The following is a 24,726-nucleotide window of genomic DNA, read 5'->3' on the forward strand; positions in this document are numbered from 1 at the left end:
TCAAGCATTCCTTCCCGGCTTAGCGTGTCGCGGAGGCGGCCGCCCGGTAGGCCGTCATCCCGTTAGGGTCAAAGAGGGTCATGGCCGAGTCCGAGATCCGCTCGGAATGGCCAAGGAAAATCCAGCCGCCGTCGCCAAGGCGCTGGCGGAAACGGGGCCAGAGCGAGGCCTGGGTGGCCGCGTCGAAATAGATCACCACGTTGCGGCAGAAGATGGCGTCGAACTGCCCCTTCATCGGCCAGTCGCGGAGCAGGTTCAGTTCGCGGAAGCGGACGATCCGTCTGATCTGCTCGCTGACGCGGTACTGGCCGGCCGCGCCGTCGCGTTCGAGATAGCTCTTCCGCATCTCTGCGGGGATCCCGCTGACCTGCTGTTCCGAGTAAGTGGCCGCTTGTGCCTTGTCGAGGATCACCGGATCGATGTCCGTGCCCAGGATCAGGATATCGCGGGTGAACAGGTCCGGGGCCGCCTGGTGGAGGCACATGGAAATCGAATAAGGCTCCTGCCCGGAAGAGCAGCCGGCAGACCAGATGCGTATCTTCTGTCCGTTGCGCGCCTTCTGCTGAAGAACCGGCAGAACCTTTTCGCGCAGGATGTCGAAGTGATGAGATTCACGAAAGAAATGCGAGACATTGGTGGTCAGGGCCGAGATCATCTGGCGCCGTTCCTCGTCTCCAGCCGCGGAGGCAACAAAGCGGCAGTAGCTTTCGTAGTTTGGCTGGCCAGTCGCCATCAAGCGTTTGCGCAGGCGCGACTGAACCATGGTCATCTTGCCTTCCGGCAGGACAAGCCCGGCCTCTTTCTTGGCCATCTCGGCGATGGCGGCGAAGGACTTCGAGTCCATCACCGTTGCCGAACTTTCCGAGGCGGTGCGCGTCATGCGACCTCGTCACTTGCTGCGGGCACGACGGCCCTAAGGTCGAGAACCCGGATCATGCGATCGTCGATCACGGTCAGCGAGCGAACCACCGACATCTGGGGATCGGTGGACATGTCGGGAGGCGGTTGCAGGTCATCCTCGGTGATGGCGACGATGTCGGAGACCGCGTCGACCAGCAGGCCGGTGAGTGTGCCGTTCAGGTTGACCACGATGATCACGTTGCGATCATTGGTTTCCTGAGAGGGCAAATGCAGGCGCCGTGCCAGATCCATCACCGGCAGGACCGTGCCCCGCAGATTGATGACGCCGCGCATGTAGTCGGGTGCATGGGGCATCGGCGTCGTGCGTGTCCAGCCCCGGATTTCCCGGACCGACATGATGTCGAGCGAATATTCCTGATCCGCGACCCGGAAGGTCAGCAGCTCAAGATCGTTGTTCTGGCCCTGTTCACTCATTGGCGATCATCCTTTCCGAAAGCATGAGATCTGCACCGCGCATATGGCCCATTCCGGCTATGACATCGGCCGGGTCGAGGATCAGTGCGATCTGCCCATCCCCGAGGATCGTTGCCGCAGCGATGCCCGGCGCGCGATAGAAACTGTCGTCCAGGCCCTTGATCACGACCTGGCGCTGGTCCTGGATCCCGTCGATCACAAGGGCTGCCCGCGTACTGTCCTCCAGGACGATCAGCAGGACGATGGCACCGGCCTCCGTCTTGCGCTGCTGGCGATAGCCCAGCATCACACCCAGGTCGTAGAGCGGGACAAAGCCGCCCCTGACCCGAACGACATAGTGCCCCGGGCGCAGCATCTGTACGTCGTCGGGGCCCAGGGACAAGGTTTCGACGACCACGTTCAGAGGCAGAACCAGCGTTTCGCCCGCAACGTTCACCACCATCCCGTCGAGGACAGCGAGGGTCAGCGGGAGGCTGATCGAGAATGTCGTCCCCTTGTTCGGTTCCGAATTGATGGTGATCCGCCCGCCGAGGCTCTGGATCGCGGTCTTGACCACATCCATGCCGACGCCGCGACCGGAGAGGTTCGAGACCGTCTTGGCGGTCGAGAAACCCGGCAGAAAGAGCAGGTTGTCGATCTCGCTGTCGCTGAGCTGGATGTCGGGCGGGATCAGCCCTTTGTTGACCGCGATTTCCTGCACGCGTTTTCGATTGATGCCGGCGCCGTCGTCGGCGACTTCGATGATGACGCGGCCCGAGCGGTGAGCCGCGGTCAGCTTCACGGTGCCAGCGCGAGGTTTTCCGGCCGTTTCCCGGTCCGCTGCGCCCTCCAGCCCGTGATCCACCGCGTTGCGGATCATGTGGGTCAACGGGTCGGACAGCCGCTCGATGACCGTCTTGTCGACTTCGGTGCCTTCGCCTTCTGTGATCAGGCGGACGTCCTTGTCGACGGCGGCGGAGGCCTCGCGGACGATCCGGGACATGCGCTGGAACAACGACTTCACCGGCTGGGCGCGGATCATCATCACGCTGTCCTGGATGTCGCGGGTCAGCCGCTGAAACTCTTCCAGGCCATTCATCGCGTCGGAATGGGGAGAGAGGCCAGCCTCATCCAGGCTTTGCGACAGCATGGCCTGATTGATCACCAGTTCTCCGACCAGGTTTACCAGCCGCTCGATGCGCTCCAGATCGACCCGCACGACGGATTTCGCTGCGGCCGCGCCGCCCTTGCGGCCCTCGCCGGTTTCCTTCGCGGCCTCTTTGTCCTCGGGCTTCGCACCGGCAGGCGGAGGTGGGGCGACCTGCGGCTCCGGCATTTCGGTAAGGGCTGCCTCAGGCTCGGCCTCCTCGGATGGCGCCTCGGGCAGGGGGGCACTGTCGGTGGTTTCAGGCTCGGAGGCTCCGCCGGTGATCTCGATCTCGCAGAGTCCATCAACGAACTCGAAGACGTCGCGGATCTCCGGTTCGGCGGCTTCGGTTTCCAGCTCGATCAGCCATTCGATATAGGGGGTCTCGGGCGCCAGATCCTCCAGCGCGGGCAGGTCGGTCAGGTTGCAGCGAACGCTTGAGGTGCCCAGGTCGCAAAGGTTGCGCAGCAGCATCAATGGCTCATTGCCCGTTGCGAACAGCTCCTGCTCGGGCTTGAACCGAATGGTGAAATGATTGGCCGTCGGCGCGTCGAGATCGGGCAGATCCAGGCCCAGGCTCAGCCCCATGGGCTGGAAGTCCTCCGGAGCGACTTCCTCCGCGCCGCCCTCATCGCCCAGAAGGGCGTCGAGGCGGGTCAAAAGTTCCTCGCTGGTCTCCTCCGGCAGGGGCGTCTCATCCCGGCAGGCTCGGACGAGGTCAGACAGGTGGTCCGCGGCCAGGAAGAACAGTTTCATCGCGTCGCTGTCGGGATGCAGGACGCCGTTGCGCACCTCGTCCAGAACGGTCTCGTAGCGGTGCGCGAAGCGAACGAGGGCTTCCAGGCCGAAGGCCCCGGCGCCGCCCTTGATGGAATGGACCGCCCGGAAGACGACGTTGATGGTCTCGGGGTCCTCGCTGCCGTCCTCGGCCTCATCCATTTCCTGCAGGCCATCCTGCAGGGCTTCGAGCAACTCCTCGCATTCGATGAAGAAGGAGGCGCGGATTTCCGCCATCGGGTCGTTCTGATCGGACATTCCAGGCTCTCCTCTTAACCGGCGACCATCTGCAGGGCCTTGACCAGCTTGGCGGGATCGAAGGGTTTGACGATCCAGCCCGTGGCCCCGGCCTCCCGCGCCCGCATCTTCAGTTCCGGTGCGCTTTCGGTGGTCAGAACCAGGATCGGCGTGGCGCGGTGCTCTTCCTGGTCGCGGACGGCATCGATGAAGCCGAAGCCGTCCATGCGCGGCATGTTGATGTCGGTGATGATCGCGTCGGGGCCGAGCCCGTCGAGCACCTCGATCCCATGCACGCCATCTTCGGCCAGGTGCACCTCGATCCCGGCGGGCATCAGCGCCATGCGGATCATGTCGCGCATCGTTCGGCTGTCATCCACCGCGAGAACTTTCATGCTCATCCGCGCCCCTCCGCGAGGGTTTCGGGGGAGAACCCCATCTGGGCGAGCTGTTCGACCACCTTGTCGCTGAGGTTGGTCAGTGACATCGCGTGCCCCTTGCTGCGCAGGGAGGTGGCGGCGGAAAGCATCACCTGAAGGCAAAGCGCGCCGACCTGGGTGACCTGGCTGCCGTCGAGGACCACATCGCCGTCGAGCCGCCCACGCAGCGCCTCGGCCAGGGGGGCCGCCGCTGGCAGATCCAGCTTGGGTTGAAGGACCAGCGGCTCAGTCATGGCCACCTGCCGGGGTTCAGAAGGCGGAGCGATTGCATGCCGGTCTCCCATCATTCCATTGCGTCGTGATGGTGATAGGGCCCGCCCCGTTAAGACGAAGTTACGCCGCATGGGCTTTGACGGGCTTTTTGGTTCCGGCGCCTGTCGGGGCCGCCAGCGAACGGAAACAAATCTCTGAAAATGCGTCGAAAAAGAGAAAGCCCCGCGTCGGGTTCAATCGACGCGGGGCAGGTGTCTGGGCCGGAATGGTGGTCTGGGCGGAGCCGTCAGCCGCGGCGGCGCCGGCGTGCGCCGCGCCCTGTTCCGGCGCTGGCGGAGGCGCGGGCCGCGTCGGCGAAGGTGCTGCCTTCTGCCACGGCATCGACCACGCGCGAGAAGCGGATCCAGTCGCCCCCGTTGGGGTCGGCGTTCATCAGCAGGTTGGCGGCCTTCACCGCCTCCATTTCGACCTGGCGCACCGGGTTCATGATGGCCGAGGTCATGCCGGAGGCGATGGCCATGGGCAGGAAGGCGGCGTTCACCCCATGGCGATGGGGCAGGCCGAAGGAGATGTTGGAGGCGCCGCAGGTGGTGTTCACTCCCAGTTCGTCGCGCAGTTTCCGCACCAGCTCGAACACCTGGCGCCCGGCGGTGGCCATGGCGCCCACGGGCATGACCAGCGGATCGACGACGATGTCATGGGCCGGGATGCCGTAGTCCGCGGCGCGTTCGACGATCTTCTTCGCCACGGCAAAGCGCACCTCCGGATCCTCGGAGATCCCGGTGTCGTCGTTGGAGATGGCCACCACGGGCACGTTGTATTTCTTGATCAGCGGCAGGACCAGTTCCAGCCGGTCTTCTTCCCCGGTGACGGAGTTCACCAGCGGGCGGCCCGTCGCGGCCTCCAGCCCCGCCTCCAGCGCCCCGGGGACCGAGCTGTCGATGCACAGCGGCACATCGACCAGCCCCTGGACCAGCTCGACGATGGAGCGCATCAGCGGCGGTTCGGTCTCGTTCGGGTTGGGGTTCGAATTGTAGACCACGCCCGCGTTGATATCGAGAACGGCCGCCCCGCAGGCCACCTGTTCCAGCGCGTCCTTCTCAACGGTGGAATAGTCGCCCGCCTCCAGCTCGGCCGCCAGCTTCTTCCGGCCGGTGGGATTGATGCGCTCTCCGATCACGCAGAAGGGTTCGTCGAAGCCGATGGTGACGGTCTTGGTGGCCGATTCCAGTGTCGTGCGGGTCATGGTGTGTCCCCTTGAAAAGACGCGAGAGTGAAAGTCAGGCCTCGGCCTGGACGGGGGCGAGGACGCCGGCACCGTGGCGGGCGGCGAACTCGGCGGAGGCACGGATGCCCCCCAGCGGGAAGACGTGGATCTGTTCGATCAGCCCGAGGTCGTCGGCGCTGGCCAGATCCGACAGGATCTCCACCGGCTCGTAGGGCATCATCAGCTTGGTCACGTCCATGGCGCGTTTCTGCAGCACCTTCAGCGAGGGGCCGACGCCGCAGGCGATGGCGAACTTGATCAGCGTTTGCAGCTTTGCCGGGCCGGCGATGCCGAGGTGGACGGGCAGGGTGATCCCCTCGTCGCGCAGACGTCGGGACCAGGCCAGCACCGGCGCAGCGTCGAAGGCGAATTGCGTCGCCATGGCCATCTGCGCATCGGTGCGTTCTGAAAACGCCTGCTTCCAGCGCAGGGCCTCCATCACGTTGGCGTCGGATCCATCCGGGTCGATGTCCAGGTTGCCCTCGGGATGGCCCGCCACGTGCAGACGGGTGAAGCCCGCGCGGTCGAACAGCCCGGTTTCCAGCAGCTGCATGGAACAGTGAAAATCGCCATGGGGCGCCTTCACCCCGCCCGCCAGCAGCAGCGCCTGGCGGATGCCGGCCTCGCCCTGATAGCGGGCAATCCAGTCTTCCAGCACCTGGGCATCGGCTATGATGCGCGCCGGGAAATGGGGCATCACGTCAAAGCCGTCATCGGACAGCCGTGCAGCGGTCTCGACCATTTCCTCGATCGGCGTGCCCTCGATATGGGCAATGTAGACGCGAGTGCCTTGCGGAAGCAGCGCCTTGAAATCATCGACCTTGGCGGCGGTGCGGGGCATCACCTCGATCGAGTAGCCAGCCAGCAGACCGGAGATGTCGGTGGGCTGACCAACGCCACCATCGGCGGCTTGCTTGCGGCGGAAGGGAAGGAGGGCCATGGGCGGCTCCGCATCTGGGCGCCGGGGCGCCGGGTTGGCATCAGGCGAGCGCGTGGCCGCCGTTGGCGATAAGCGTCTTGAGTCTGTCCTGATCGTAGTCGGCGTCGAGCCGGGCGATTGCGTCATCTGCGACCTGTTGTGGATCGCCATCGACCTCCCGAGGGTCACCCTTGCGCCATTCGGCCAGGTAATCGTCGGTGCCGGCCGCGCCGGAGGCCATGGCGGCCCGGTCGATCGCCTGTTCGAACCGTTCCGGCAGCGGCGCCTTGGCCGCACGCCGTCCCTTGCCGACGATGACCTGGGCGGGGATGTCGCGCCAGTAGAGGATGGTGAGCTGGGGCATGGGTCCCTCCTGTCTTTCTCCGACCCTGCGCGCAAATGTGCCTTGTGGCGTGCCGGGCCGCGACCTGCGCGCAGGGGAATGCGACCTCGGCGGCGCTTGTGCGCTCTGTTCCCGGGAGGGGTCGTGTCGGTCCGCTCTGCCGGTTGTGCACGTCCTGCTGTGCAAAAGAGACTGGCGTATGGTGCGCAGAGGCACGGTTTCGGCAGGTCACCTTGATAGAGGTGCAAAAAAGTTGGAAACACGGCCGCGCCTGTAAATTCAGGGTCCTGCGGCCTGACGCGTGGCTGAACGGGCGTTTCGCGATCACGGCATGGTGAGCAAGCATCTTGCGCCTCGGGCCCCGACACACTACCTTCGACCCCAACACGATATAGGAGGGCGCAAAGATGGCGCCCAGGCGTCCCAAAGGTGCGGGCGCATTCCCGAAACCGGTCGAAGGCCCCGCATCCAACGCCCCAGACCCGGCGGAGCTCTATGCTGCGCTGGACCTGGGCACAAATAGCTGTCGCATGCTGATCGCCCAGCCCAAGGGCTCTCAGTTTCATGTGGTCGACAGTTTTTCGAAATCGGTTCAGCTCGGTTCCGGGCTGGAACGCTCTGGTCGGCTGTCCCGGTCTTCGATGGCACGGACGGTGCAGGCCATGCGGATCTGCAAGCAGAAGCTTCAGCGCCACAAGGTGTCGCACATGCGGCTGGTGGCCACCGAAGCCTGTCGGCGGGCCTGCAATGCGAAGAACTTCATCCAGCAGGTGCGACGGGAGACCGGTCTGCGGCTCGAAATCATCGAGCCGGAGGAAGAAGCACGGCTTGCCGTGATTTCCTGCGCGCCGCTTGTCAGCACGCGCACGGAGCAGCTTCTGGTGGTCGACATCGGTGGCGGGTCCACGGAGCTGGTCTGGATCGACCTGACCTCTGTCCCGCATCGCGACCGGCCCAAGGCCATCATGCGGCTGCACGCGGGGTTCCACCCGCCCGAAAGCCCGTTTCCGGCGGCCAAGGTCGTCGACTGGATCTCCGTGCCCCTGGGCGTGGCGACCCTGCGCGACCAGTTCCGCGACGTGGAGGACGACAGTGCGCGCTTCGCGCTGATGTCCTGGTTCTTCGAGGAAAGCCTGGCGGAGTTCGCGCCCTACAAGGACGAACAGGCGCGGGAAGGGTTCCAGATCATCGGGACCTCCGGCACGGTGACCACGGTCGCGGCCAGCCACCTTGGGCTGAAACGCTATGACCGGACCAAGGTTGACGGCTTGCGGATGACCTCCGACCAGATCGATCGGGTGATCCGCGGCTATCTGGATGCCGGTCCCGAAGGGCGCCGGCGCGATCCGCGCATCGGCCAGGACCGCCAGGCCCTGATCATGTCGGGGGCTGCGATCCTGCAGGCGCTGCTGCGCTGCTGGCCGACCGATCGGCTGAGCGTGGCCGATCGTGGCCTGCGCGAAGGCTTGCTCTATGCGCAGATGAGCGCCGACGGCGTGCTGGAAGACGGTCCGTTCTAAGCCCGGATCAGACCTCGGCGAAACCGCCCCCTTTGACAGCGGGGCGGTTTTGCTATTCTAAGCGGGACTTCCGTGCGAACGGGGAAGGGGGCGCTGCCTCCGTCGCGGCATGCCGCGACTCCCCGGGATATTTTTGGCAAAGAGAAGAGGTGGGCCGTGGCCAAGAAACCGACCGGCAAGAACACATCGGGGCGTGGCCAGCGGGATCTGACCGTGAAGGTGAAGACCGCGCGGGGGCGCAAGCTGTCGTCGACGCGCTGGTTGCAGCGGCAGCTGAACGATCCCTACGTGGCCCGCGCCCGGGCCGAGGGCTATCGCGGGCGCGCGGCCTTCAAGATCATGGAGCTGGACGACAAGTTCCGCTTTCTCGTGCCCGGTGCGCGAGTGGTCGATCTGGGCTGTGCCCCCGGTGGCTGGATCCAGGTGGCCGTGCCCCGGATCAATGCCCTGGGCGAGAAGAAGGGCAAGGCCGTGGGCACCATCCTGGGCGTCGACCTGCAGGAGGTCGATCCGATCCCCGGCGCAGAGATCCACGTCCTCGATTTCATGGCCGATGGTGCCGACGACCAGGTTAAGACCTGGCTGGGGGGCGAGGCCGATGTGGTCATGTCCGACATGGCGGCCTCGTCCTCGGGGCACAAGCAGACCGATCACCTGCGGATCATCGCGCTTTGCGAGGCGGCCGCCTATCTGTCCTTCGACGTGCTGGCCCCCGGTGGCACCTTCGTCGCCAAGGTCCTGGCCGGCGGCGCCGAGGGGGATCTGCAGCAGCTGCTGAAGCAGAAGTTCACCAAGGTGCACCACATGAAGCCGCCCTCGTCGCGCTCGGACAGCTCGGAGAAGTTCGTGGTCGCCACGGGCTTCCGCGGCGGGCGCGTGGCAGAGCCCGAGGAGGACGAGGATCCGGAGGCCGGTCCGCTCGGCTGATCCCGACAAGGGGCGGTTCCCCCGATACCCCACCGTTCCCCGACGGTTCACCATAGGGAGTGATCGGATGACCTTGCAGAACCGGGTGGATCCTTTCGGCACGATCCGCGCCGTGCCTGCGCGCGGCCAACTGATGGGGAACCGGGGCATCCTGCACGACGACCGGCGTGTCGTGCGGCGTACCCACGCCCACCAGGCCTGGGTCGCCTGCGCGCTGAGCTACAAGGGGCGTGATCGCAAGCCGCTGATGTGGCCGGGACGCTATACCGAGCTTTTCTTCCTCGATGAGGCGACGGCGCTGGCTTCCGGGCATCGCCCCTGCGCCACCTGTCGCCGCGATCGGTTCAAGGCCTTCACTGCAGCCTGGAAAGCGGTGCACGGCGGTCCGGAAGAGGGGCGCAGCCTGCCGCAAACGATCGACCGCGCGTTGCATCGGGCGCGGATCGCGCGGGGCGGCCGGAAGGTGACCTCCGAAGCCAGGGCCGCCGATCTGCCCGACGGGACGATCATCGCCCGGGGCGAGGACGCCTTCCTGATCCTGAAGGGATCACTGCACCTCTGGGGGTTCGAGGGGTACGGCGAGGCCCTCCCGCTGGGCGAGGGACCGGTGACGGTCCTGACCCCGGCGCCGCTGCTGAAGGTCTTGCGCCACGGCTATCGGCCCGAGGTGCACCCCAGCCTCACGGGTGACAACGTCTGAGGGCAGGGCGCGCGCCGCTTTCGCCCTTTCGGCCACTCACCAGCGAGCTATGGTGTCGGCGCAGGCCCCGTGCCGACCCCGTGCAGTCCCAGCGGAAGGAGCAGACCATGATCCCCCTTGCCATCACTCTCGGTGATCCCGCCGGAATCGGTCCCGAGATCGCGCTGAAAGCTCTGGCGGGTGCGGGCACCCAGGCCGGTGTCCTGCTGGGGCAGCGCGCGGTGGCCGAGCGGGCCTTGGCCCTTCTGCCCGGCAGATGGACGCTGCAGGAGATTGAAAGCGCATCGGAGCCCGCCAAGGCCCCCAACGCCTTGCGCCTGATCGACACCGGCCCGGCCATCGCGACTCCTTCGCCCTATGGTGCCGTTGCCGCCGAGGCCGGGCAGGCGGCCTATGCCGCGATCCGGCGTGCCATCGCACTGGCCATGTCGGGGGAGGTCTCTGGCATCGTCACCGCGCCCATCCATAAGGAAGCCCTGAGCGCCGCCGGTGTGCCCTTCCCGGGGCATACAGAGATGCTGGCTCATCACGCGGGTGGGGTGCAGGTGGCCATGATGCTGGCCAACGACGAGATCCGCACGGTGCTGGTGACGATTCACGTCTCTCTGCGTGACGCCGTGGCGTTGGCGGATTTCGATGCCAACCTGCGGGCGATCCGGCTGGCTCATGAGGGCTGTCTTGCCTTCGGCATTGCGCAACCGCGCATCGCGGTTGCCGGTCTCAACCCCCATGCGGGGGAAGGCGGATTGTTTGGCCGTGAAGAGATCGAGATCATCGCCCCCGCCATTGCCGCAGCACGGGACGAGGGGATGGAGGTCTCCGGCCCCTGGCCCGGGGATACCGTCTTCATGCAGGCGCGCAAGGGGCAGTTCGACGTCGTCGTCGCGCAATACCATGATCAGGGTCTGATCCCGGTGAAGTACATGGGGCTGGAGGAGGGCGTGAACATCACGCTGGGTCTGCCCTTCGTGCGGACCTCCCCCGACCATGGCACCGCCTTCGACATCGCCGGTACTGGCAAGGCCGATCCACGCTCCATGTCACTGGCGCTGTCGCAGGCGCTTCGTATGGCAGAGGCCCGGCGCCAAGGGGCGTAGTTGCAGCGGATTTGCGAACCCGATGTGATGGTTTGCAAATGCAGGTCTGCGAAGTGTCGTTTGCATAAAGCGATATGCAAATCTCAACTTTGCATTTTGCAAAGCGGTTAGGGACATCGTGACTTTCCTTGAGCCTTGAGCCTTGAGCCTTGAGCCTTGAGCCCTCGATGGCCGGACAGATCACCGCACCTGTCGGCGCGGAGCGTTTAACGGCGATTTAACCAACCTATGCCGAGAGTGACACCACCGGGCGGTCCACAGGGCGCTGGCCTGTGCCTGCCGTACTCGGTGGTCGGAGCGGCCTGAGAAATACGCCCGAGGGCCAAGGCCCGGGGTTGCCTGGGTGAGCTGGTGGCTTGTCTCCGGGCGTGACGTCACCGGGACGCATGCAGGAGAGTGGCCCCTCGGGCCGTGGCTGGCGAGAGAGGAGAGACAGATGGATCTAGAGACGAGCCTGGGGCGCATTCGGGCGCAACTGAGCGGGATGGAACGGATGACGCGCATCCTGCGGGCCGAGATCGAGAGCCAGATCAGCGGTTTCGCCCCTGGCACGATGGAACATGAGGAAGAGGTGCCATCGGGCCTCGGCTCGCTCTTTCGCGCGGCTTCACCGCTCGCCTCGATGGCTGTCGACCCCTACGGCCACTTCGCGCCCGACGTCTGGATCGGGCTGGACCATGAGACCACGGATGCCGGTGCCACGGTCGCCATGAAGGCCCTGCGGCGACCGGGGCCGGGCGGCGAGGGTCGCGGTGTGGCGCGTCTCAGTGTAAATCCCGTGTTCCCGCTGGCGCGCAAGCCGCGCTGGGTCACGCTTGAAACCGCCGTCTCGGTCGAGACCCTGCGCCAGGCCCGGGCGCTGCGTATCGACACGATCAGCTTCTTTCAGATCGGCCCTGGCAACACCGCCGAGATCCCGCGCAGCGTCACCATGAATCTGCGGCTGCATCGCGCCGGCGGCAAGACCTCGGATCACCTGGGCCACCGCATCCCGGTCTCCACCATGCCGTTCGAGCATGCCGCGCGGGTCTCGCGCGCCACCCTGGCGGAGATTGACCTAAAGGACGTCAGCGAGGCCACGATCATACTCGAACTGCCGCTCGCCGGAAACTACACGCTGCACCTCGATCATTTCGCGCTGCTCGCGATCGACGAGGGCTGAGCGATGCGCATCCTCTACGTCTCCCGCGAGACGCCCCTGGCGCCGGCCGGCGGCATCGCGACCTACCTGGAGTACATGGTGCCGGCGATGGAGGCGGCGGGACATGAGGTCTTCCTGTTCTCCTGGACCGAGGCAGACCGGCCGGCCCGGCCGCTGCGCCATGCCCCCTTCAGGGCCGACCGGGTGCATATCGAGGCCGTGGATCCACGAGAGGTCTGGCGTATCTGCCCGGTGCCGGCGCACAATCTCTTCCTGTCCACCTGGCTGTCGGACCGCATCGCGGAAAAGGTCCGGGATTGGGACATCGACGTGGTCGAGGCCACGGATTTCCTGGCCCCCTGCCTGACCGCCTTTCAGGCGATGCAGGCGCGGCGAGGTGCGGCCGACCGGCTCTTCGTCACCTACAATCACGGCCTGATCGAGGATTTCTACGAGGCCGACCAGCTGTCCCTGACAGCGGCGGCACGGCACAACAACCTCTGCGAACGACAGCAGCTGCGCGGCTCCGACCTGGTGATCGCGCCCTCCCATGCGGCGGCGGCGCGGCTCTCCAGCTACGGCATATCGGACCGGGTCGAGGTGATCCGCGAACCCTACGTCTTTCGCAGCGACGCCGCCGCTCCCTGGCCGGGACTGCGGGACGAGATCCAGTACATGGGTCGCCTGGCCCTGTCGAAGGGTATCGACAAGCTGATCTATCTCGCCAATCTGATGCAGGATGTGCACCCGCTGCGCCAGATTCGCCTTGTGGGCCGGGTGATCGACACGCCGTTCCGCCAGTCCGACATGCGCGCCTATGTGCGCGCCCGCCTGCGACCGGAGCTGCGTGATGCGGTCTTCTTCAGTGACTACCTGCCGCGCGAGAAGGCGCTGGACCTGCTGGAGCCGGGGGCGATCTGCCCGCAGCTCGGCTCGGCCGAGACCTTCTCCTACGCCTGTGTCGAGAGCATCGACGCCGGCCTTCTGCCGGTGGTGCGCGACGGGACCCCGATGGCGGAGTTCTTCCCCGAGGACATGCTGCACCACTTGCTCGATCCGCGCATGCGGTCGGTCCGGGGGATGCAGCAGCAGATGGAACGGATGTTGGCCGAGGCCGGGGAGATCTCCGGCCGGGTGCGAGCCCATTGCCGCGAAACACTGGATCCGGCACGGATCGCCGAGAACATGGGGCGTTGCTACGACAGGACGCTGGAAGAGAAGCGGGGGCGGCGGCTCTACGGCGCGCCACGCCGCCCGGCCACGCGGGGCGACGTTACGGTGCTGATCCCGGCCTACAATCCAGACGCGGAGTTCATGGAGACGGTCGACAGCCTGGCGTGGCAGAAGGGCGGCCCGCCCCGGGTCCTGATCTGCGATGACGGCAGTCCCGAGGCCTCCCGCCCCTGGTTCGACTACGCTCGCGCCCTGCTGCCCGAATGTCGGGTGGTCCAGCAGCCGAACGGCGGTCTTCTGGCGGCGCGCAACACCCTGGCGGAGGCCTGCGAGACCGAGCTGGCGCTGTTTCTGGACACTGATGACGTACTGGCGCCGGATCTGCTGGAACATCTGCTCGAGGCCTGGAACAGCCACCCCGCGCGCCCCGATGCGATCCTGCCGCAGAGACGCAACTTCGGCGAAAGCGCCGAGCTGGTGCTGAACCATCTGCTGGGGGATCACCTGCACCTGCTGGAAAACGACTACCGCATGACGGCGCTGATCCCGACGCGCCTCCTGCGCGAGATCGGCTTCGACGCTACGCGCCGCAACGGCGAGGGGGACGACTGGGCCTTCTGGCTGGAGTTTACCGCGCGCGGCCTGACCGGCGCGCTGCTGCCCGAACAGGGGTTCCTCTATCGCTTCCGCAAGGGATCCATGTCCTGGCCCTGGTCGCAGGGACAGAACGCGGGCAGCCGGCAGATGGTGCGGGACGCGGCGCTGGAGATGTGCCGCAACGATCCGCAACAGGCGATGACACTGGCGCGGGCGCTCTATGTCGCCGGGGTCAGCCGGTGAAGGGCAGGGCGCAGGACAGGAAAGGGCGACGCCGATGGATTTGACAAGAAAGCACAGAGCCGGAGCGGGTGAGGTATTGCAAGCGGAGAACACGGCGCCCGCACGCCCGTCCCGATCCCCGGCGCAGCAATGGGTGGCGCCGGGGGAGAGCACGTTGACGCAGGCCCAGGCCGCGCAGCCGGTGGCAGGGGGACAGACCGCAGGCGTCGTGGCTCCGGAGGTTCAGCCCGCACGGGACGGCGGCGCAGGCCGCGATCTTGTCTTCATCATCGGGCGCCAACGCAGCGGCACCACCGTCTTCCGCAACCTTCTGGTGCGCGCCGGCGCGATGAATGCCGATGAGATATTTCATGGCGATCTGGCGCCGAAGCATCGGTTCTACGCCTACCTGCGCGACCGGATCGCCGAGGAACCGCGCTTTGTTCATCCGCAGACCCACCCCACCGTCTTTCGCCAGTTCGTGGGCGAGCTGCGGCGGGTCGCCGGCGGGCGGCCGATCGCGCTCGACGTGAAATACTTCGGCCTGAACCTGATCCCCGCGCGCGAGGACGTGGATGCGCAGTCGCCCTTCCTCATGCGATTCATGCGCGAGCAGGGCGCGCATGTGGTTCATATCGTGCGGCGCAACAAGCTGAGGGTGCATGTGTCGGAGCAGATCTCCATCGCCACCGGTCGCTGGTCGGCGGAGAAGGACCATCAGCTGTTGGCGGAAAAGCCACGGCTGGAGCTGGACCCCGAGGAGGTTCTGAACGTCATCGCCCGGCTGGAGGCTCAGGATGTCCGCGTGGCCCGGATGCTGGCGGCGGGGCCGGGGGCGGCGCGGCTGGACTACGAGGAGATGTTCACGCCCGAGGGCCTCTTTGCGCCCGCGGTCACGGACCTGGCGGGGCGAATCTTGGCGCCGCTGTCGGTGGATTCGCTGCCCGGAAACCTCAAGATGAACCCGGAACCCCTGTCTTCGCTGATCGGCAATTTCGACGCCGTGGCGGCGGCCCTGCGCGGCGGTCCGCATGAGTGGATGCTGACAGGACCGGGCTGAGAGGATCCGGGCCCGGATGCACGGCCCACGACCGAAGCGGGCGTCCGGGCGCGTTGCGCGCGCTCGCCAGGGTGATCGTAGGATTGGTCGCGATGCCCGGTTCCTAGGCCCGGCGGGCCAGACCGAAAAGAACGTGCCGACACCCCCTTGCGGGGGCTTTGGGCACTGTTCTCTTGGGAATAGTGGCGGAGAGACAGGGATTCGAACCCTGGGACCCCGTGAAGGGTCAACGGTTTTCGAGACCGCCCCGTTCGACCACTCCGGCACCTCTCCGCGGGGGTCGTGGAGGGCCGTCTAAAGAGAAATTCCGGGGGGTTCAAGAGGGGTTTTCATCGCCGGAGGGCAGAAATGTCATAAGCTTGGCCGGGAGGGCGCGCCGACGGCCGATGCCGGGGCATGCCGGATCCCGCCGCCCATGTCTTCGGGGCCTTGTCCTGTGGGCCATCGGCGGATCCCGTCGCGCGCGGGGACGTGACCGCGCCGGCCCTTGAAATTCTTCTCCGTCGGGCCTCATTCTGAAGAAGACCATATGAGGAGTGACCGGATGACCTATCCCCAGAGAGATCGCGCCCCGCGCTCGCGTGCCGTGGCCGCGACGCGGAAGATGCCGGACCTGCGCGCCCCGATCCTGAGCTTGCTGCTGGCCCTGGCGCTGGTGCTGAGCCTGGCCCTGCCGGGACGGGCCGCCAGCCGCGAGGAGGTGCGCGATTTCCTGACCGTGACGGGATTCGATGCGGCCATCGATTCGATCTCGCTGTCGTCGGATCGTGGCCCGGCGATGCTGGGGCTCGACGATCCGGGCTTTGCCACCGTCTGGAACCTGATGGCGGCCCCGGTCTTCGATCCGGCGCAGATGCAGGAGATGGCGGTGACCATGTTGCAGGACACGCTGGACGAGGAGGCGATCCGGACCGCTCATGAATTCTACGGCAGCGAGTTGGGCCGTCGCCTGGTCGAGGTGGAGAATGCCTCGCACATGGATGAAAGCGAGGACCGGCCGGAGCTGTCGGATGCGCTGCTGGCGCATCTGATCGAGGAACGCGAGGTCGATCGCATCGCCGCGCTGGATCGGCTGGTGTCGGCGCTGGACGATACCTCGGACGGGGTTGCGGCCATGGCCGAGGTGCAGACCCGCTTCATGATCGCTGCGCGCGACGCCGGGGTGATTGAGTTGCGCGTTGGCGACGAGGCGCTGCGCGACCTGATCACCCAGCAGTTCCGCGAGATGCAATCGGACAACGGCTCGCAGGACGCCGTGGCCCATGCCGCCTGGACCTATCGCGATTTCACCACCGAAGAGATCGACGCCTATGCCGAGGCGCTGGAGGATCCGGGGATGCAGCGTGTCTACGAGCTGATGAACGCGGTGCAATACGAGGTGATGGCGGACCGTTTCGAGACTGCGGCTGGCCTGCTGGAAGGCGCACAGCCGGGCCAGGAGCTCTGATCGATGCGCACGCGCGCCCTCCTGGCGCCGCTGCTCTGCGGCCTCTGGCCGTGGGCCGCGGGGGCCGGGACGGGCGTGCCTGTCGCGCCACCGGCGCCGGGAGGCGCGGAAGTGGCCGAGGAGGCGCGTGTGTTGGCGCCTGGCCGGGCCGAGGCCGACCGTATCTATGACCTGATGGGCCTGCCGCGCCTGGTCGACACCATGCGGGCCGAGGGCCTGCGGATGAGCGAGCAACTGGCCGAGGACTACCTGGACGCGCCCGCCACGCCCGCCTTTCACGACATGGCCACCCGGATCTACGACACGGAGCGCATGAATCGCGTGATGCGTCGCGCCTTCGTCCGGCGCCTGGGCGAGGCGGCGCCCTGGCAGCTGGACCATCTGGTCGCCTATTACGACAGCCCGCCGGCGCAGCGTATCGTGCGCGCAGAACTGGGCGCGCGGCGTGATTTCCTGGATCCCGAGGTCGAGACGGAAGCTGGCCGCGATGCCGAGATCGCGCGGGTGGAGGAGCCGGACCTCTACGCGGCGGTCGGCGCCTACGTCGAGGCCGGCGACCTGATCGAGATGAACCTCGGCGGCGTGCTGACCGCGAATTACCACTTCTACCTCGGCCTGATGGACGGCGGCGCCTACACCATGACCGAGGAGGAGATCTTGGCCGATGTCTGGCAGCAGGAGGAGGCGGCGCGGCTGGACATCGAGCTTTGGCTGCGCGCCTTCCTGACCTATGCCTACCAGGATGTGCCGGATGCGGCCCTGGACGACTACCTCGCCCTGGTCCGCAGCCCCGAGGGTCAGCGGCTGAATGCGGCCCTGTTCGAAGCCTACGGTGTGCTCTACAATGATCTCTACCGTGCACTCGGTCGCGGGGTGTCGACCCTGCTGAGTGGCGAGGAGCTTTGATCCGCGTGGATCCTCCCGGCCTGACGACAGGCGCCCGCGGGACTGGATTTCCCGATGGGGAAGGGACGCAAGGCTTGACAAGCAGGACACTTGCCTCGATATAGCGCCCATCCCGGCGGGTCTCGTACCCTGCCGGGCGTTTCAATTTCGCCCGAGAGAGGGCGCGCAGTTCGAAGGCGAGCGGGCAGGGCCCGGTCAGGAACACCCGATGCAGGGGGCCGCAGGACGCGACAGAAAAAGGAAGAGCACATGTTTGCGGTTCTGAAAACCGGCGGCAAGCAATACAAGGTCCAGTCTGGCGACCTGCTGCGCGTCGAGAAGCTGGCGGCTGACGCCGGCGAGAAAATCCAGTTCAACGACGTTCTGATGCTCGGTGGCGACAAGGTCACCGTGGGCGCGCCCTTCGTGGCCGGCGCCGCCGTCCAGGCCGAGGTCATCGACCAGATCAAGGGCGACAAGGTCATCAACTTCGTCAAGCGCCGCCGGAAGCACTCTTCCAAGCGCACCAAGGGTCACCGTCAGCAGCTGACCCTGCTGAAGATCACCGAGATCCTGGCCGAAGGCGCGGACAAGTCCGGCGTGAAAGCCGCTGTTGGTGCCGGCTCGATCGACGGTGTCGCCGCTGCCGCTCCGGCCCCCAAGGCCGAGAAGAAGGCCGCAGCACCGAAGGCCGAAGCAGCCGCCGGCGCTGACGACCTGAAGAAGCTCTCGGGCGTGGGCCCCGCACTGGAGAAGAAGCTGGTTGCCGCCGGCATCACCTCCTTCGCCCAGATCGCTGCCTGGACCGACGCCGACATCGAAGCCCTCGATGACGCGTTCAAGGGCAAGGCTCAGTCGAACAACTGGGTCGCCGAAGCCAAGGAACTGGCCCAGTAAGGGCCCCGTTAACAGGAGACACGCAAGATGGCACACAAGAAAGCTGGCGGTTCTTCCCGCAACGGTCGCGACTCCGCGGGCCGCCGCCTCGGGATCAAGAAGTTCGGCGGCGAAGCCGTTCTGGCCGGTAACATCATCGCACGTCAGCGCGGCACCAAATGGTACCCCGGTGAAGGCGTCGGCATGGGCAAGGATCACACGATCTTCGCCACCGAAGATGGCGCCGTGAAGTTCCACAAGGGCCTGAAAGGCCGGACCTTCATTTCGGTTCTGCCAGTGGCCGAGGCCGCCGAGTAAGCCGACTGCCCTCGCGACAGACTTTAAGGGGATCGGCAAGCAGCCGGTCCCCTTTGCCGTTTCGGTGGTGAAAGGGGCCCGACCCTGAGAGGAGCACCCCCATGGACGACGCAGACATCAAGGATCCGTTGAAATCGCGCAGCAGCGCGATGATCGCCGCCGCGGATCGCAAGGCCGCAGGCGACGCGGAGGCATTCGACCAGCCGGTCATCGAGGCCGATGGCATGGTGCTGCGTCCGCTGACCTACGCCGATGCGGGGATGATCGAATTCTACGCCAGCGATGCGCGGGTGGCCGAGATGACCACCTCGGTCCCGCACCCGCTGCCGCCGGGCACGACGGACAGTTTCGTGGCCCGGGCCCTGAAACCCTCGCCACGCGAGGTGATCTGGGCGATGGATGCCTCCGCCGAGGGCGGGGCGGACTTCAAGGGCGTCATCAGCCTGAAACGCATGGACGGCGGGCAGAGCGAAATCGGCTACTGGGTCGCGCCAAGCTGGTGGAACGGCAATGCGGCCTCGGCCGCGGTTGAGGCACTGGTGGCGGCGAACCCGCTGGGGGACCGGACCTATTTCGCCACCGTCTTTCAGGACAATCCCGGTGCAGCCCGCGTGCTGACCAAGACCGGGTTCGAATACGTGGGAGACGCCGAGGCCTTCTCGGTGGCACGGGGCGCCAAGGTGGCGACCTGGACCTATATCAGAAAACTCGATTGAGCCGCCGGCCCGCCTGAGATAGAGCGACCTTTGCGGCAGGGAAAGAACCATGAAATTCCTCGATCTCGCAAAGGTCTACATTCGCTCGGGCGCAGGCGGGAACGGGTGCATCTCGTTCCGGCGTGAGAAGTTCATCGAATACGGTGGGCCCGACGGCGGCAATGGCGGACGCGGCGGTGACGTGATCGCCGAGGCGGTCGAAGGGCTGAACACCCTGATCGACTTCCGCTACCAGCAGCATTTCTTCGCCCAGAACGGGCAGGGCGGCATGGGCCGCCTGTCTACGGGCCGGGATGGTGACGACATCATCCTGCGCGTGCCCGTGGGCACCGAAATCCTGGAAGACGACGAAGAAACGGTGATCGCCGACCTTACCGAGGTCGGCCAGCGCGTCGTGCTGGCCAAGGGCGGCAACGGCGGCTTTGGCAACGCCCATTTCAAGACCTCGACCAACCAGGCGCCGCGCCGCGCCAACCCCGGCCAGGACTGCGTGGAACGGACGATCTGGCTGCGGCTGAAGCTGTTGGCGGACGTTGGCCTGCTGGGCCTGCCCAATGCCGGCAAGTCGACCTTCCTCGCCGCGACGTCCAACGCCCGGCCCAAGGTCGCGGACTATCCCTTCACCACGCTGCACCCGAACCTGGGCGTCGTCGGCGTCGACGGGGTGGAGTTTGTCGTGGCCGACATCCCTGGCCTGATCGAAGGGGCCAGCGAGGGCCGCGGTCTGGGGGACCTGTTCCTGGGCCATGTGGAACGCTGCGCCGTGCTGCTGCACCTGATCGACGCCACCGCCAACGAGGTGGCCGAGGATTACCAGACCATCGTGAACGAGATCGAGGCCTATGGCGAAGGCCTGGCCGACAAGCCGCGGGTGACCGTGCTGAACAAGGTCGATGCCCTGGATGAGGAGCTGCGCGAGATGCAGCGCGAGTTTCTGGAGGAAGTCACCGGCGGGCCGGTGATGTTCATGTCCGGCGCCTCGGGCGAAGGGGTGACAGAGGTACTGCGCGCCCTGCGGGCCCAGATCGACGAGGATCGCCTGCGCCGCAAGAAGGAAGAGGGCGGCGATGAGGAGGATGCGCCGTGGCATCCCTGACGACCCCTTCGATGGCAGGCGCGCGCCGCCTGGTGGTGAAGATTGGCTCGGCCCTGTTGGTCGACGCCGCCACCGGAGAGCTGAAGGCGCGGTGGCTGCAATCGCTCTGCGATGACGTGGCGGCGCTGAAGGCGCAGGGGACCGAAGTCGTGTTGGTCTCCTCCGGCTCCATCGCGCTTGGCCGCGGGGTGCTGGGGCTGGGCCTTGGCAACCTGGCGCTGGAACAGGCCCAGGCCGCTGCGGCCGTGGGCCAGATCGGCCTGGCCGCGGCCTATGACCGGGCCTTGCGCAGCCACGGCATCACTGTGGCGCAGGTGCTGGTGACGCTGGAAGACAGCGCCAACCGCCGCCGCTACCTGAATTCGCGCAACACGCTGGAAACCTTGCTGGGCTTCGGTGCCGTGCCGATCGTGAACGAAAACGACACGATCGCCACGGATGAGATCCGCTATGGCGACAACGACCGCCTGGCGGCGCAGGTCGCCGTGACCGTGGGCGCGGACCACCTGGTGCTGCTGTCGGATGTGGATGGTCTCTATACCGCCAATCCGAACGAGGATGAGACCGCCCGCCGTTTCGACGTGGTCGAGCGCATCACCCCCGAGATCGAGGCGATGGCGGGTGACGCGGGCTCCGGCCTGTCGAAGGGAGGCATGAAGACGAAGCTGATGGCCGCCAAGACCGCCACCGGCGCGGGCTGTGCCATGGCGATCACCCTGGGCTCGCGGATGAACCCGCTGGCGCGGCTGGCCGAAGGCGAAACCGCCACCTGGTTCACCGCCGAGGGCGATCCGGCCCATGCCCGCAAGGGGTGGATTGGGTCGATGAAACCGCAGGGGCGGATCATCGTGGATGCGGGCGCGGTCGGCGCGCTGGAAAGAGGTCGGTCCCTGCTGCCTGCGGGTGTCACCGGCGTGGAGGGTGTCTTCGGCCGGGGCGAGCCCGTCGAAATCCTCGGCCCAGGCGGGATCTTCCTGGGCCAGGGCCTGACCCGCTACACGGCGGAAGAAGCCCGCGCGCTGGCCGGCCACCAAAGCGGAGAGATCGAGGAGATCCTCGGCTATCCGGGCCGGGCCGCGCTGGTCCATCGTGACGACATGACTTTGTTTGCACGGGCAGGCTGACCGCCGCAGGCGCCGCCGCCCAAGGAGGACGGGATGAACGACACCCTGACGATCGAAGAAGTGATGACCGGCATCGGCCGGGCCGCCAAGGACGCCGCCGCCGAGCTGGCCTTCGCCCCCGCCGAGGCCAAGGCCAAGGCGCTGGAGGCTGCCGCCGACGCGGTCTGGGCCGCGCGCGCCGATATCATCGCTGCCAATGCCGATGACCTGAAATTCGGGGAAGACAAGGGCCTGACGCCGGCCATGATGGACCGGCTGAAGCTGGACGAGACGCGCATCAAGGGCATCGTCGACAGCCTGCGCGCCATCGCAGCCCAGGCCGACCCGGTGGGCGAGGTGATCGCCGAGTGGGAACAGCCCACGGGGCTGAAGATCCGCCGCGTGCGCACGCCCCTTGGCGTCGTCGGCGTGATCTACGAAAGCCGCCCTAACGTGACGGCGGATGCCGGCGCGCTCTGCCTGAAAGCCGGCAATGCGGTGATCCTGCGCGGCGGCTCCGAGAGCTTCCACAGCTCTCGTGCCATCCATGCCTGTCTGCTGGAAGGGTTGCGCGCCGCGGGTCTGCCCGAGGCCTCGATCCAGCTGGTGCCGACCCGGGACCGCGCGGCGGTGAGCGAGATGCTGACGGCGACCGACTACATCGACGTGATCGTGCCCCGGGGCGGCAAGGGCCTCGTGGGGCTGGTGCAGCGCGAGGCGCGGGTGCCGGTCTTTGCCCACCTCGAAGGCATCGTGCATATCTACATCGACAAGGCCGCTGATCCGCAGAAGGCGCTGGACGTGGTGCTGAACGCCAAGACCCGGCGCACGGGCATCTGCGGCGCCGTGGAATGCCTGCTGATCCACCGCGACGTGGTGGCGACGATCGGGCAGGGCGTGCTGCGCGCGCTGGCCGAAAAGGGCGTCGAGGTGCGCGGCGATGCCGAGCTGTCGAAGCTGCCGGGCATTTCCGCCGCCGAGGAGGACGACTGGGGCCGTGAATACCTCGACAGCATCGTCGCGGCCCGCGTGGTGGATGACGTGGACGATGCCATCGCCTATATCCGCAAGCATTCGTCGAGCCACACCGAGGGTGTCATCACCGAGGATCCGGAGGTCGCGGAACGCTTCTTCCAGCGCGTCGACAGTGCCATCCTGATGTGGAATGCCTCCACCCAGTTCGCCGATGGCGGCGAGTTCGGCATGGGCGCGGAGATCGGCATCGCCACCGGCAAGATGCATGCCCGAGGCCCCGTGGGGGCGGAGCAGCTGACCTCGTTCAAGTATCTGGTGACCGGAGACGGCACGACCCGCGCCTAGGCGCGGGCCGGCCTCGGAGGGAAGCCCGGAAAGAGACGGGCCGCCAGAGACAAGGATCGGGCAGGGGCCTCGCCACGGCGGGGCCCTTGTCGCAGCAGGGGATCAGAACTGCAGGGTCAGGCTGTCGCCCTGTTCGGTGACGGTGATCTGCCCGTGCCGTTCGGCCACCAGCGAGGGCAGCAGGGCGAACTGCACATGGGCGGGCATGACCGTCTCGGTGCCTTCACCGCTGGCAAGGATCTGCCACAGCTCCGGATCGGGGCGCGTGCTGCGCGCCGGGCCCGAAACCTCCCACCCTGTGGGGTCGTTATCGGGCCGGGTGACCGAGATCACGCCGCCATGAGGCATGGCGCTTTCCAGGCAGAGCAGCGCCAGGAAGACCTCCTGGATGCGGCGGCGCTGGAAATCGCCGGTCGGCGTCCAGTCGTAAGTCTGCCGCCCCGACCGGCTGAGATCGTCGAGCAGGTCCGACACCTCCCGCGAACCGATGCGCTGTCCCTCGCCGGCCAGGCCGAAGGCGATCCGCATGAAGCGGATCTTGGCGGAGGCGGCGGAGACCGAGTCGGAGATCAGGCCCATTTCCGGCCCCTGCGCCGCACCTTCCAGCGACAGCAGTTCCAGACCGTTCTGGATCGCGCCGACCGGAGAAATCAGGTCGTGACAGATCCGCGACCCTATGAGCGAGGCGAGAAGATGCGTAGACTGCAATGTGACATACCCTTTACCCTGACTGTCGAAAGCCCCGCCATGTCCGATCTGAACGCCCTGCTGGAACCTGGCATGCTCGTGCGCCATCCCATGGAACCCGACTGGGGCACGGGGCAGGTGCAATCGAACATCGGCGGCCGGATCACGGTGAACTTCCCCGAGGCCGGCAAGATCGTCATCGACGGGTCCAGAATCGCGCTGATCCCGGTCTTCGACCACTGAAACCGTTAAGTGGTATACAGGAGGTTAATACAGGCCAGGGTTGCGCCGAAAGACCAAAGAGCTACGTGCCCGCGCTTGCCTGTATCGCCCCTCTTGCCTACAACGCCGCAAGGTTGGGACATGCCCGACCCGACAGGATGACCGCAGGACCCAAGCGCCCCTCATGACCCAGACCGCCGCCCCGCAGTTCGAGACCCGCCTGGCCGCGAGCGAGGAGGACCTGCGCGCGGCGCAGCACCTGCGCTACAAGGTCTTCGTCGAGGAACTGGGTGGCAGCGGCGCCATGGTCGACCATACGGCGGAGCTGGAGCGGGACCGTTTCGATCCGCATTTCGATCACCTGCTGCTGATCGACCACGCCCGCCCTGGACCGCTGCGCGAGCAGGTCGTGGGCGTCTACCGCCTGCTGACAGATGACGCTGCGGCACGGATTGGCCAGTTCTATTCCGCCGATGAATACGACCTGTCGAAGCTGATCGCCTCGGGGCGCAAGTTGCTGGAACTGGGCCGCTCCTGCCTGCACGCAGATTACCGTGGCGGGGCGGCGATGATGCACATGTGGGCCGCCCTGGCCGACTACGTGATCGAGCGCGGGATCGAGGTGCTCTTCGGTGTGGCGTCCTTCCATGGCACGGATGTCGAGGCGCTGGCCGGGCCGTTGTCGGCCCTGCATGCCCGCCACCTGGCGCCCGAGGCCCTGCGCGTGCGCGCTCTGGAAGACTCCTATCAGCGGATGGACCTGATCGCCGAGGGCGAGCTGGACCGTGTCGCGGCGATGCGCGCCGTGCCGGCGCTGATCAAGGGGTACCTGAAGCTCGGCGGCTTCGTCGGCGAAGGCGCCTACATCGACTATGCCTTCAACACCGTGGACGTCTGCCTGGTGCTGGACACGCAGCTGCTGAACGAAAAGCAGAGCCGCCTGTTCCGGCGCGAGGGCTGAG

The 24,726-nt window shown here is 66.6% G+C and carries 26 protein-coding genes and 1 tRNA gene; 17 read left to right on the plus strand and 10 right to left on the minus strand.

The annotated features are described in order from the left end of the window. Positions 1 to 19 precede the first annotated feature (19 nt). The 8 genes from LC066_RS01325 to LC066_RS01360 form a co-directional block, all read right to left on the minus strand. Entirely contained in the window at positions 20 to 880 is an 861-nt protein-coding gene (locus LC066_RS01325; protein WP_224896220.1) for a CheR family methyltransferase, read from the minus strand. Then, positions 877 to 1,335, minus strand: a complete 459-nt coding sequence (locus LC066_RS01330) for a chemotaxis protein CheW (protein WP_222480253.1) — start codon at positions 1,333 to 1,335, stop codon at positions 877 to 879. The genes LC066_RS01325 and LC066_RS01330 overlap by 4 nt, the downstream gene beginning before the upstream one ends. Beyond that, on the minus strand, positions 1,328 to 3,496 hold the full coding sequence (locus LC066_RS01335) for a chemotaxis protein CheA (RefSeq protein ID WP_224896221.1): 2,169 nt from the start codon (positions 3,494 to 3,496) through the stop codon (positions 1,328 to 1,330). Before LC066_RS01335 ends, LC066_RS01330 begins: the two co-directional genes overlap by 8 nt. Before the next feature lie 14 nt (positions 3,497 to 3,510). Next, a complete protein-coding gene (locus LC066_RS01340; RefSeq protein WP_222480257.1) occupies positions 3,511 to 3,876 on the minus strand; it encodes a response regulator in 366 nt (121 codons plus the stop codon). Beyond that, positions 3,873 to 4,148, minus strand: coding sequence for an STAS domain-containing protein (locus tag LC066_RS01345; protein WP_222480259.1), 276 nt, complete (start codon positions 4,146 to 4,148; stop codon positions 3,873 to 3,875). The genes LC066_RS01340 and LC066_RS01345 overlap by 4 nt, the downstream gene beginning before the upstream one ends. 266 nt (positions 4,149 to 4,414) lie before the next feature. Beyond that, positions 4,415 to 5,374 carry a methyltetrahydrofolate cobalamin methyltransferase gene (locus tag LC066_RS01350; RefSeq protein ID WP_224896222.1) on the minus strand — a complete coding sequence of 320 codons (960 nt, stop codon included), beginning with the start codon at positions 5,372 to 5,374 and terminating at the stop codon, positions 4,415 to 4,417. A 34-nt stretch (positions 5,375 to 5,408) separates the two neighbouring features. Then, positions 5,409 to 6,335: a methylenetetrahydrofolate reductase gene (locus LC066_RS01355; RefSeq protein ID WP_224896223.1), complete on the minus strand. Its 927-nt coding sequence runs from the start codon at positions 6,333 to 6,335 to the stop codon at positions 5,409 to 5,411. A 40-nt stretch (positions 6,336 to 6,375) separates the two neighbouring features. Next, positions 6,376 to 6,678, minus strand: coding sequence for a virulence factor (locus LC066_RS01360; RefSeq protein WP_224896224.1), 303 nt, complete (start codon positions 6,676 to 6,678; stop codon positions 6,376 to 6,378). A 386-nt stretch (positions 6,679 to 7,064) separates the two neighbouring features. Between LC066_RS01360 and LC066_RS01365 the strand changes: the two genes are divergently transcribed. From LC066_RS01365 to LC066_RS01395, 7 genes are all read left to right on the plus strand, one after another. Then, positions 7,065 to 8,177, plus strand: coding sequence for a Ppx/GppA phosphatase family protein (locus LC066_RS01365; protein ID WP_085889982.1), 1,113 nt, complete (start codon positions 7,065 to 7,067; stop codon positions 8,175 to 8,177). 156 nt (positions 8,178 to 8,333) lie between these two features. Continuing rightward, positions 8,334 to 9,104 (plus strand): RlmE family RNA methyltransferase, encoded by a 771-nt coding sequence (locus tag LC066_RS01370; protein ID WP_222480268.1) that lies wholly within the window; start codon positions 8,334 to 8,336, stop codon positions 9,102 to 9,104. Between the two features lie 67 nt (positions 9,105 to 9,171). Further along, the gene (locus LC066_RS01375; protein WP_224896225.1) at positions 9,172 to 9,804 is read left to right on the plus strand and encodes a hypothetical protein; all 633 of its coding nucleotides are present in this window, start codon (positions 9,172 to 9,174) and stop codon (positions 9,802 to 9,804) included. A gap of 107 nt (positions 9,805 to 9,911) precedes the next feature. After that, complete coding sequence (gene pdxA / locus LC066_RS01380; protein WP_224896226.1) at positions 9,912 to 10,901, plus strand: 4-hydroxythreonine-4-phosphate dehydrogenase PdxA; 990 nt, start codon at positions 9,912 to 9,914, stop codon at positions 10,899 to 10,901. Between the two features lie 436 nt (positions 10,902 to 11,337). Then, on the plus strand, positions 11,338 to 12,063 hold the full coding sequence (locus LC066_RS01385; RefSeq protein WP_224896227.1) for a hypothetical protein: 726 nt from the start codon (positions 11,338 to 11,340) through the stop codon (positions 12,061 to 12,063). Positions 12,064 to 12,066: 3 nt separating this feature from the next. Then, complete coding sequence (locus tag LC066_RS01390) at positions 12,067 to 14,055, plus strand: glycosyltransferase (RefSeq protein ID WP_224896228.1); 1,989 nt, start codon at positions 12,067 to 12,069, stop codon at positions 14,053 to 14,055. Positions 14,056 to 14,209: 154 nt separating this feature from the next. Then, positions 14,210 to 15,094 carry a hypothetical protein gene (locus LC066_RS01395; protein ID WP_224896229.1) on the plus strand — a complete coding sequence of 295 codons (885 nt, stop codon included), beginning with the start codon at positions 14,210 to 14,212 and terminating at the stop codon, positions 15,092 to 15,094. A 183-nt stretch (positions 15,095 to 15,277) separates the two neighbouring features. Here LC066_RS01395 and LC066_RS01400 read toward each other — a convergent pair. After that, positions 15,278 to 15,367: transfer RNA gene (locus tag LC066_RS01400), tRNA-Ser, on the minus strand. A gap of 271 nt (positions 15,368 to 15,638) precedes the next feature. On the opposite strand from LC066_RS01400, the gene LC066_RS01405 reads away from it, so the two are divergent. The 8 genes from LC066_RS01405 (at position 15,639) to LC066_RS01440 (ending at position 22,855) form a co-directional block, all read left to right on the plus strand. Next, complete coding sequence (locus LC066_RS01405) at positions 15,639 to 16,541, plus strand: DUF2059 domain-containing protein (protein WP_222480279.1); 903 nt, start codon at positions 15,639 to 15,641, stop codon at positions 16,539 to 16,541. A gap of 3 nt (positions 16,542 to 16,544) precedes the next feature. Continuing rightward, a complete protein-coding gene (locus tag LC066_RS01410) occupies positions 16,545 to 17,447 on the plus strand; it encodes a hypothetical protein (protein ID WP_224896230.1) in 903 nt (300 codons plus the stop codon). A gap of 249 nt (positions 17,448 to 17,696) precedes the next feature. Further along, on the plus strand, positions 17,697 to 18,323 hold the full coding sequence (locus LC066_RS01415) for a 50S ribosomal protein L21 (protein WP_224896231.1): 627 nt from the start codon (positions 17,697 to 17,699) through the stop codon (positions 18,321 to 18,323). Between the two features lie 27 nt (positions 18,324 to 18,350). Then, positions 18,351 to 18,620: a 50S ribosomal protein L27 gene (gene rpmA / locus LC066_RS01420; RefSeq protein WP_222480285.1), complete on the plus strand. Its 270-nt coding sequence runs from the start codon at positions 18,351 to 18,353 to the stop codon at positions 18,618 to 18,620. A 101-nt stretch (positions 18,621 to 18,721) separates the two neighbouring features. Next, positions 18,722 to 19,336: a GNAT family N-acetyltransferase gene (locus tag LC066_RS01425; protein WP_224896232.1), complete on the plus strand. Its 615-nt coding sequence runs from the start codon at positions 18,722 to 18,724 to the stop codon at positions 19,334 to 19,336. Positions 19,337 to 19,385: 49 nt separating this feature from the next. Next, positions 19,386 to 20,432, plus strand: a complete 1,047-nt coding sequence (gene obgE / locus LC066_RS01430; RefSeq protein ID WP_222480289.1) for a GTPase ObgE — start codon at positions 19,386 to 19,388, stop codon at positions 20,430 to 20,432. A gap of 11 nt (positions 20,433 to 20,443) precedes the next feature. Beyond that, positions 20,444 to 21,556 (plus strand): glutamate 5-kinase, encoded by a 1,113-nt coding sequence (gene proB / locus LC066_RS01435; RefSeq protein ID WP_263624968.1) that lies wholly within the window; start codon positions 20,444 to 20,446, stop codon positions 21,554 to 21,556. Between the two features lie 33 nt (positions 21,557 to 21,589). After that, entirely contained in the window at positions 21,590 to 22,855 is a 1,266-nt protein-coding gene (locus tag LC066_RS01440) for a glutamate-5-semialdehyde dehydrogenase (RefSeq protein ID WP_224896233.1), read from the plus strand. A 102-nt stretch (positions 22,856 to 22,957) separates the two neighbouring features. Here the strand turns inward: LC066_RS01440 and LC066_RS01445 are convergent, their stop codons facing one another. Further along, positions 22,958 to 23,563, minus strand: a complete 606-nt coding sequence (locus tag LC066_RS01445; RefSeq protein WP_224896234.1) for a histidine phosphotransferase family protein — start codon at positions 23,561 to 23,563, stop codon at positions 22,958 to 22,960. 39 nt (positions 23,564 to 23,602) lie between these two features. Here LC066_RS01445 and LC066_RS01450 point away from each other — a divergent pair, with 39 nt between their 5' ends. After that, a complete protein-coding gene (locus LC066_RS01450; protein ID WP_085889965.1) occupies positions 23,603 to 23,785 on the plus strand; it encodes a DUF3553 domain-containing protein in 183 nt (60 codons plus the stop codon). Between the two features lie 163 nt (positions 23,786 to 23,948). Next, positions 23,949 to 24,725 carry a GNAT family N-acetyltransferase gene (locus tag LC066_RS01455; RefSeq protein ID WP_224896235.1) on the plus strand — a complete coding sequence of 259 codons (777 nt, stop codon included), beginning with the start codon at positions 23,949 to 23,951 and terminating at the stop codon, positions 24,723 to 24,725. Position 24,726 lies beyond the last annotated feature (1 nt).

It is taken from the genome of Pseudooceanicola marinus (genome assembly GCF_020177265.1).
GTDB classification, from domain to species: domain Bacteria; phylum Pseudomonadota; class Alphaproteobacteria; order Rhodobacterales; family Rhodobacteraceae; genus Pseudooceanicola; species Pseudooceanicola marinus_A.

Bases quoted from the DNA above. Each gene is read 5' to 3' on its own strand.
- LC066_RS01360 (WP_224896224.1), bottom strand. From the start codon at position 6,678: ATGCCCCAGCTCACCATCCTCTACTGGCGCGACATCCCCGCCCAGGTC.
- LC066_RS01425 (WP_224896232.1), top strand. From the start codon at position 18,722: ATGGACGACGCAGACATCAAGGATCCGTTGAAATCGCGCAGCAGCGCG.
- LC066_RS01455 (WP_224896235.1), top strand. From the start codon at position 23,949: ATGACCCAGACCGCCGCCCCGCAGTTCGAGACCCGCCTGGCCGCGAGC.
- LC066_RS01345 (WP_222480259.1), bottom strand. From the start codon at position 4,148: ATGACTGAGCCGCTGGTCCTTCAACCCAAGCTGGATCTGCCAGCGGCG.
- LC066_RS01450 (WP_085889965.1), top strand. From the start codon at position 23,603: ATGTCCGATCTGAACGCCCTGCTGGAACCTGGCATGCTCGTGCGCCAT.
- LC066_RS01410 (WP_224896230.1), top strand. From the start codon at position 16,545: ATGCGCACGCGCGCCCTCCTGGCGCCGCTGCTCTGCGGCCTCTGGCCG.
- LC066_RS01330 (WP_222480253.1), bottom strand. From the start codon at position 1,335: ATGAGTGAACAGGGCCAGAACAACGATCTTGAGCTGCTGACCTTCCGG.
- LC066_RS01415 (WP_224896231.1), top strand. From the start codon at position 17,697: ATGTTTGCGGTTCTGAAAACCGGCGGCAAGCAATACAAGGTCCAGTCT.
- LC066_RS01350 (WP_224896222.1), bottom strand. From the start codon at position 5,374: ATGACCCGCACGACACTGGAATCGGCCACCAAGACCGTCACCATCGGC.
- LC066_RS01325 (WP_224896220.1), bottom strand. From the start codon at position 880: ATGACGCGCACCGCCTCGGAAAGTTCGGCAACGGTGATGGACTCGAAG.
- LC066_RS01390 (WP_224896228.1), top strand. From the start codon at position 12,067: ATGCGCATCCTCTACGTCTCCCGCGAGACGCCCCTGGCGCCGGCCGGC.
- LC066_RS01355 (WP_224896223.1), bottom strand. From the start codon at position 6,335: ATGGCCCTCCTTCCCTTCCGCCGCAAGCAAGCCGCCGATGGTGGCGTT.
- LC066_RS01385 (WP_224896227.1), top strand. From the start codon at position 11,338: ATGGATCTAGAGACGAGCCTGGGGCGCATTCGGGCGCAACTGAGCGGG.
- LC066_RS01335 (WP_224896221.1), bottom strand. From the start codon at position 3,496: ATGTCCGATCAGAACGACCCGATGGCGGAAATCCGCGCCTCCTTCTTC.
- proB (WP_263624968.1), top strand. From the start codon at position 20,444: ATGGCAGGCGCGCGCCGCCTGGTGGTGAAGATTGGCTCGGCCCTGTTG.
- LC066_RS01340 (WP_222480257.1), bottom strand. From the start codon at position 3,876: ATGAGCATGAAAGTTCTCGCGGTGGATGACAGCCGAACGATGCGCGAC.
- LC066_RS01405 (WP_222480279.1), top strand. From the start codon at position 15,639: ATGACCTATCCCCAGAGAGATCGCGCCCCGCGCTCGCGTGCCGTGGCC.
- pdxA (WP_224896226.1), top strand. From the start codon at position 9,912: ATGATCCCCCTTGCCATCACTCTCGGTGATCCCGCCGGAATCGGTCCC.
- rpmA (WP_222480285.1), top strand. From the start codon at position 18,351: ATGGCACACAAGAAAGCTGGCGGTTCTTCCCGCAACGGTCGCGACTCC.
- LC066_RS01440 (WP_224896233.1), top strand. From the start codon at position 21,590: ATGAACGACACCCTGACGATCGAAGAAGTGATGACCGGCATCGGCCGG.
- LC066_RS01365 (WP_085889982.1), top strand. From the start codon at position 7,065: ATGGCGCCCAGGCGTCCCAAAGGTGCGGGCGCATTCCCGAAACCGGTC.
- obgE (WP_222480289.1), top strand. From the start codon at position 19,386: ATGAAATTCCTCGATCTCGCAAAGGTCTACATTCGCTCGGGCGCAGGC.
- LC066_RS01375 (WP_224896225.1), top strand. From the start codon at position 9,172: ATGACCTTGCAGAACCGGGTGGATCCTTTCGGCACGATCCGCGCCGTG.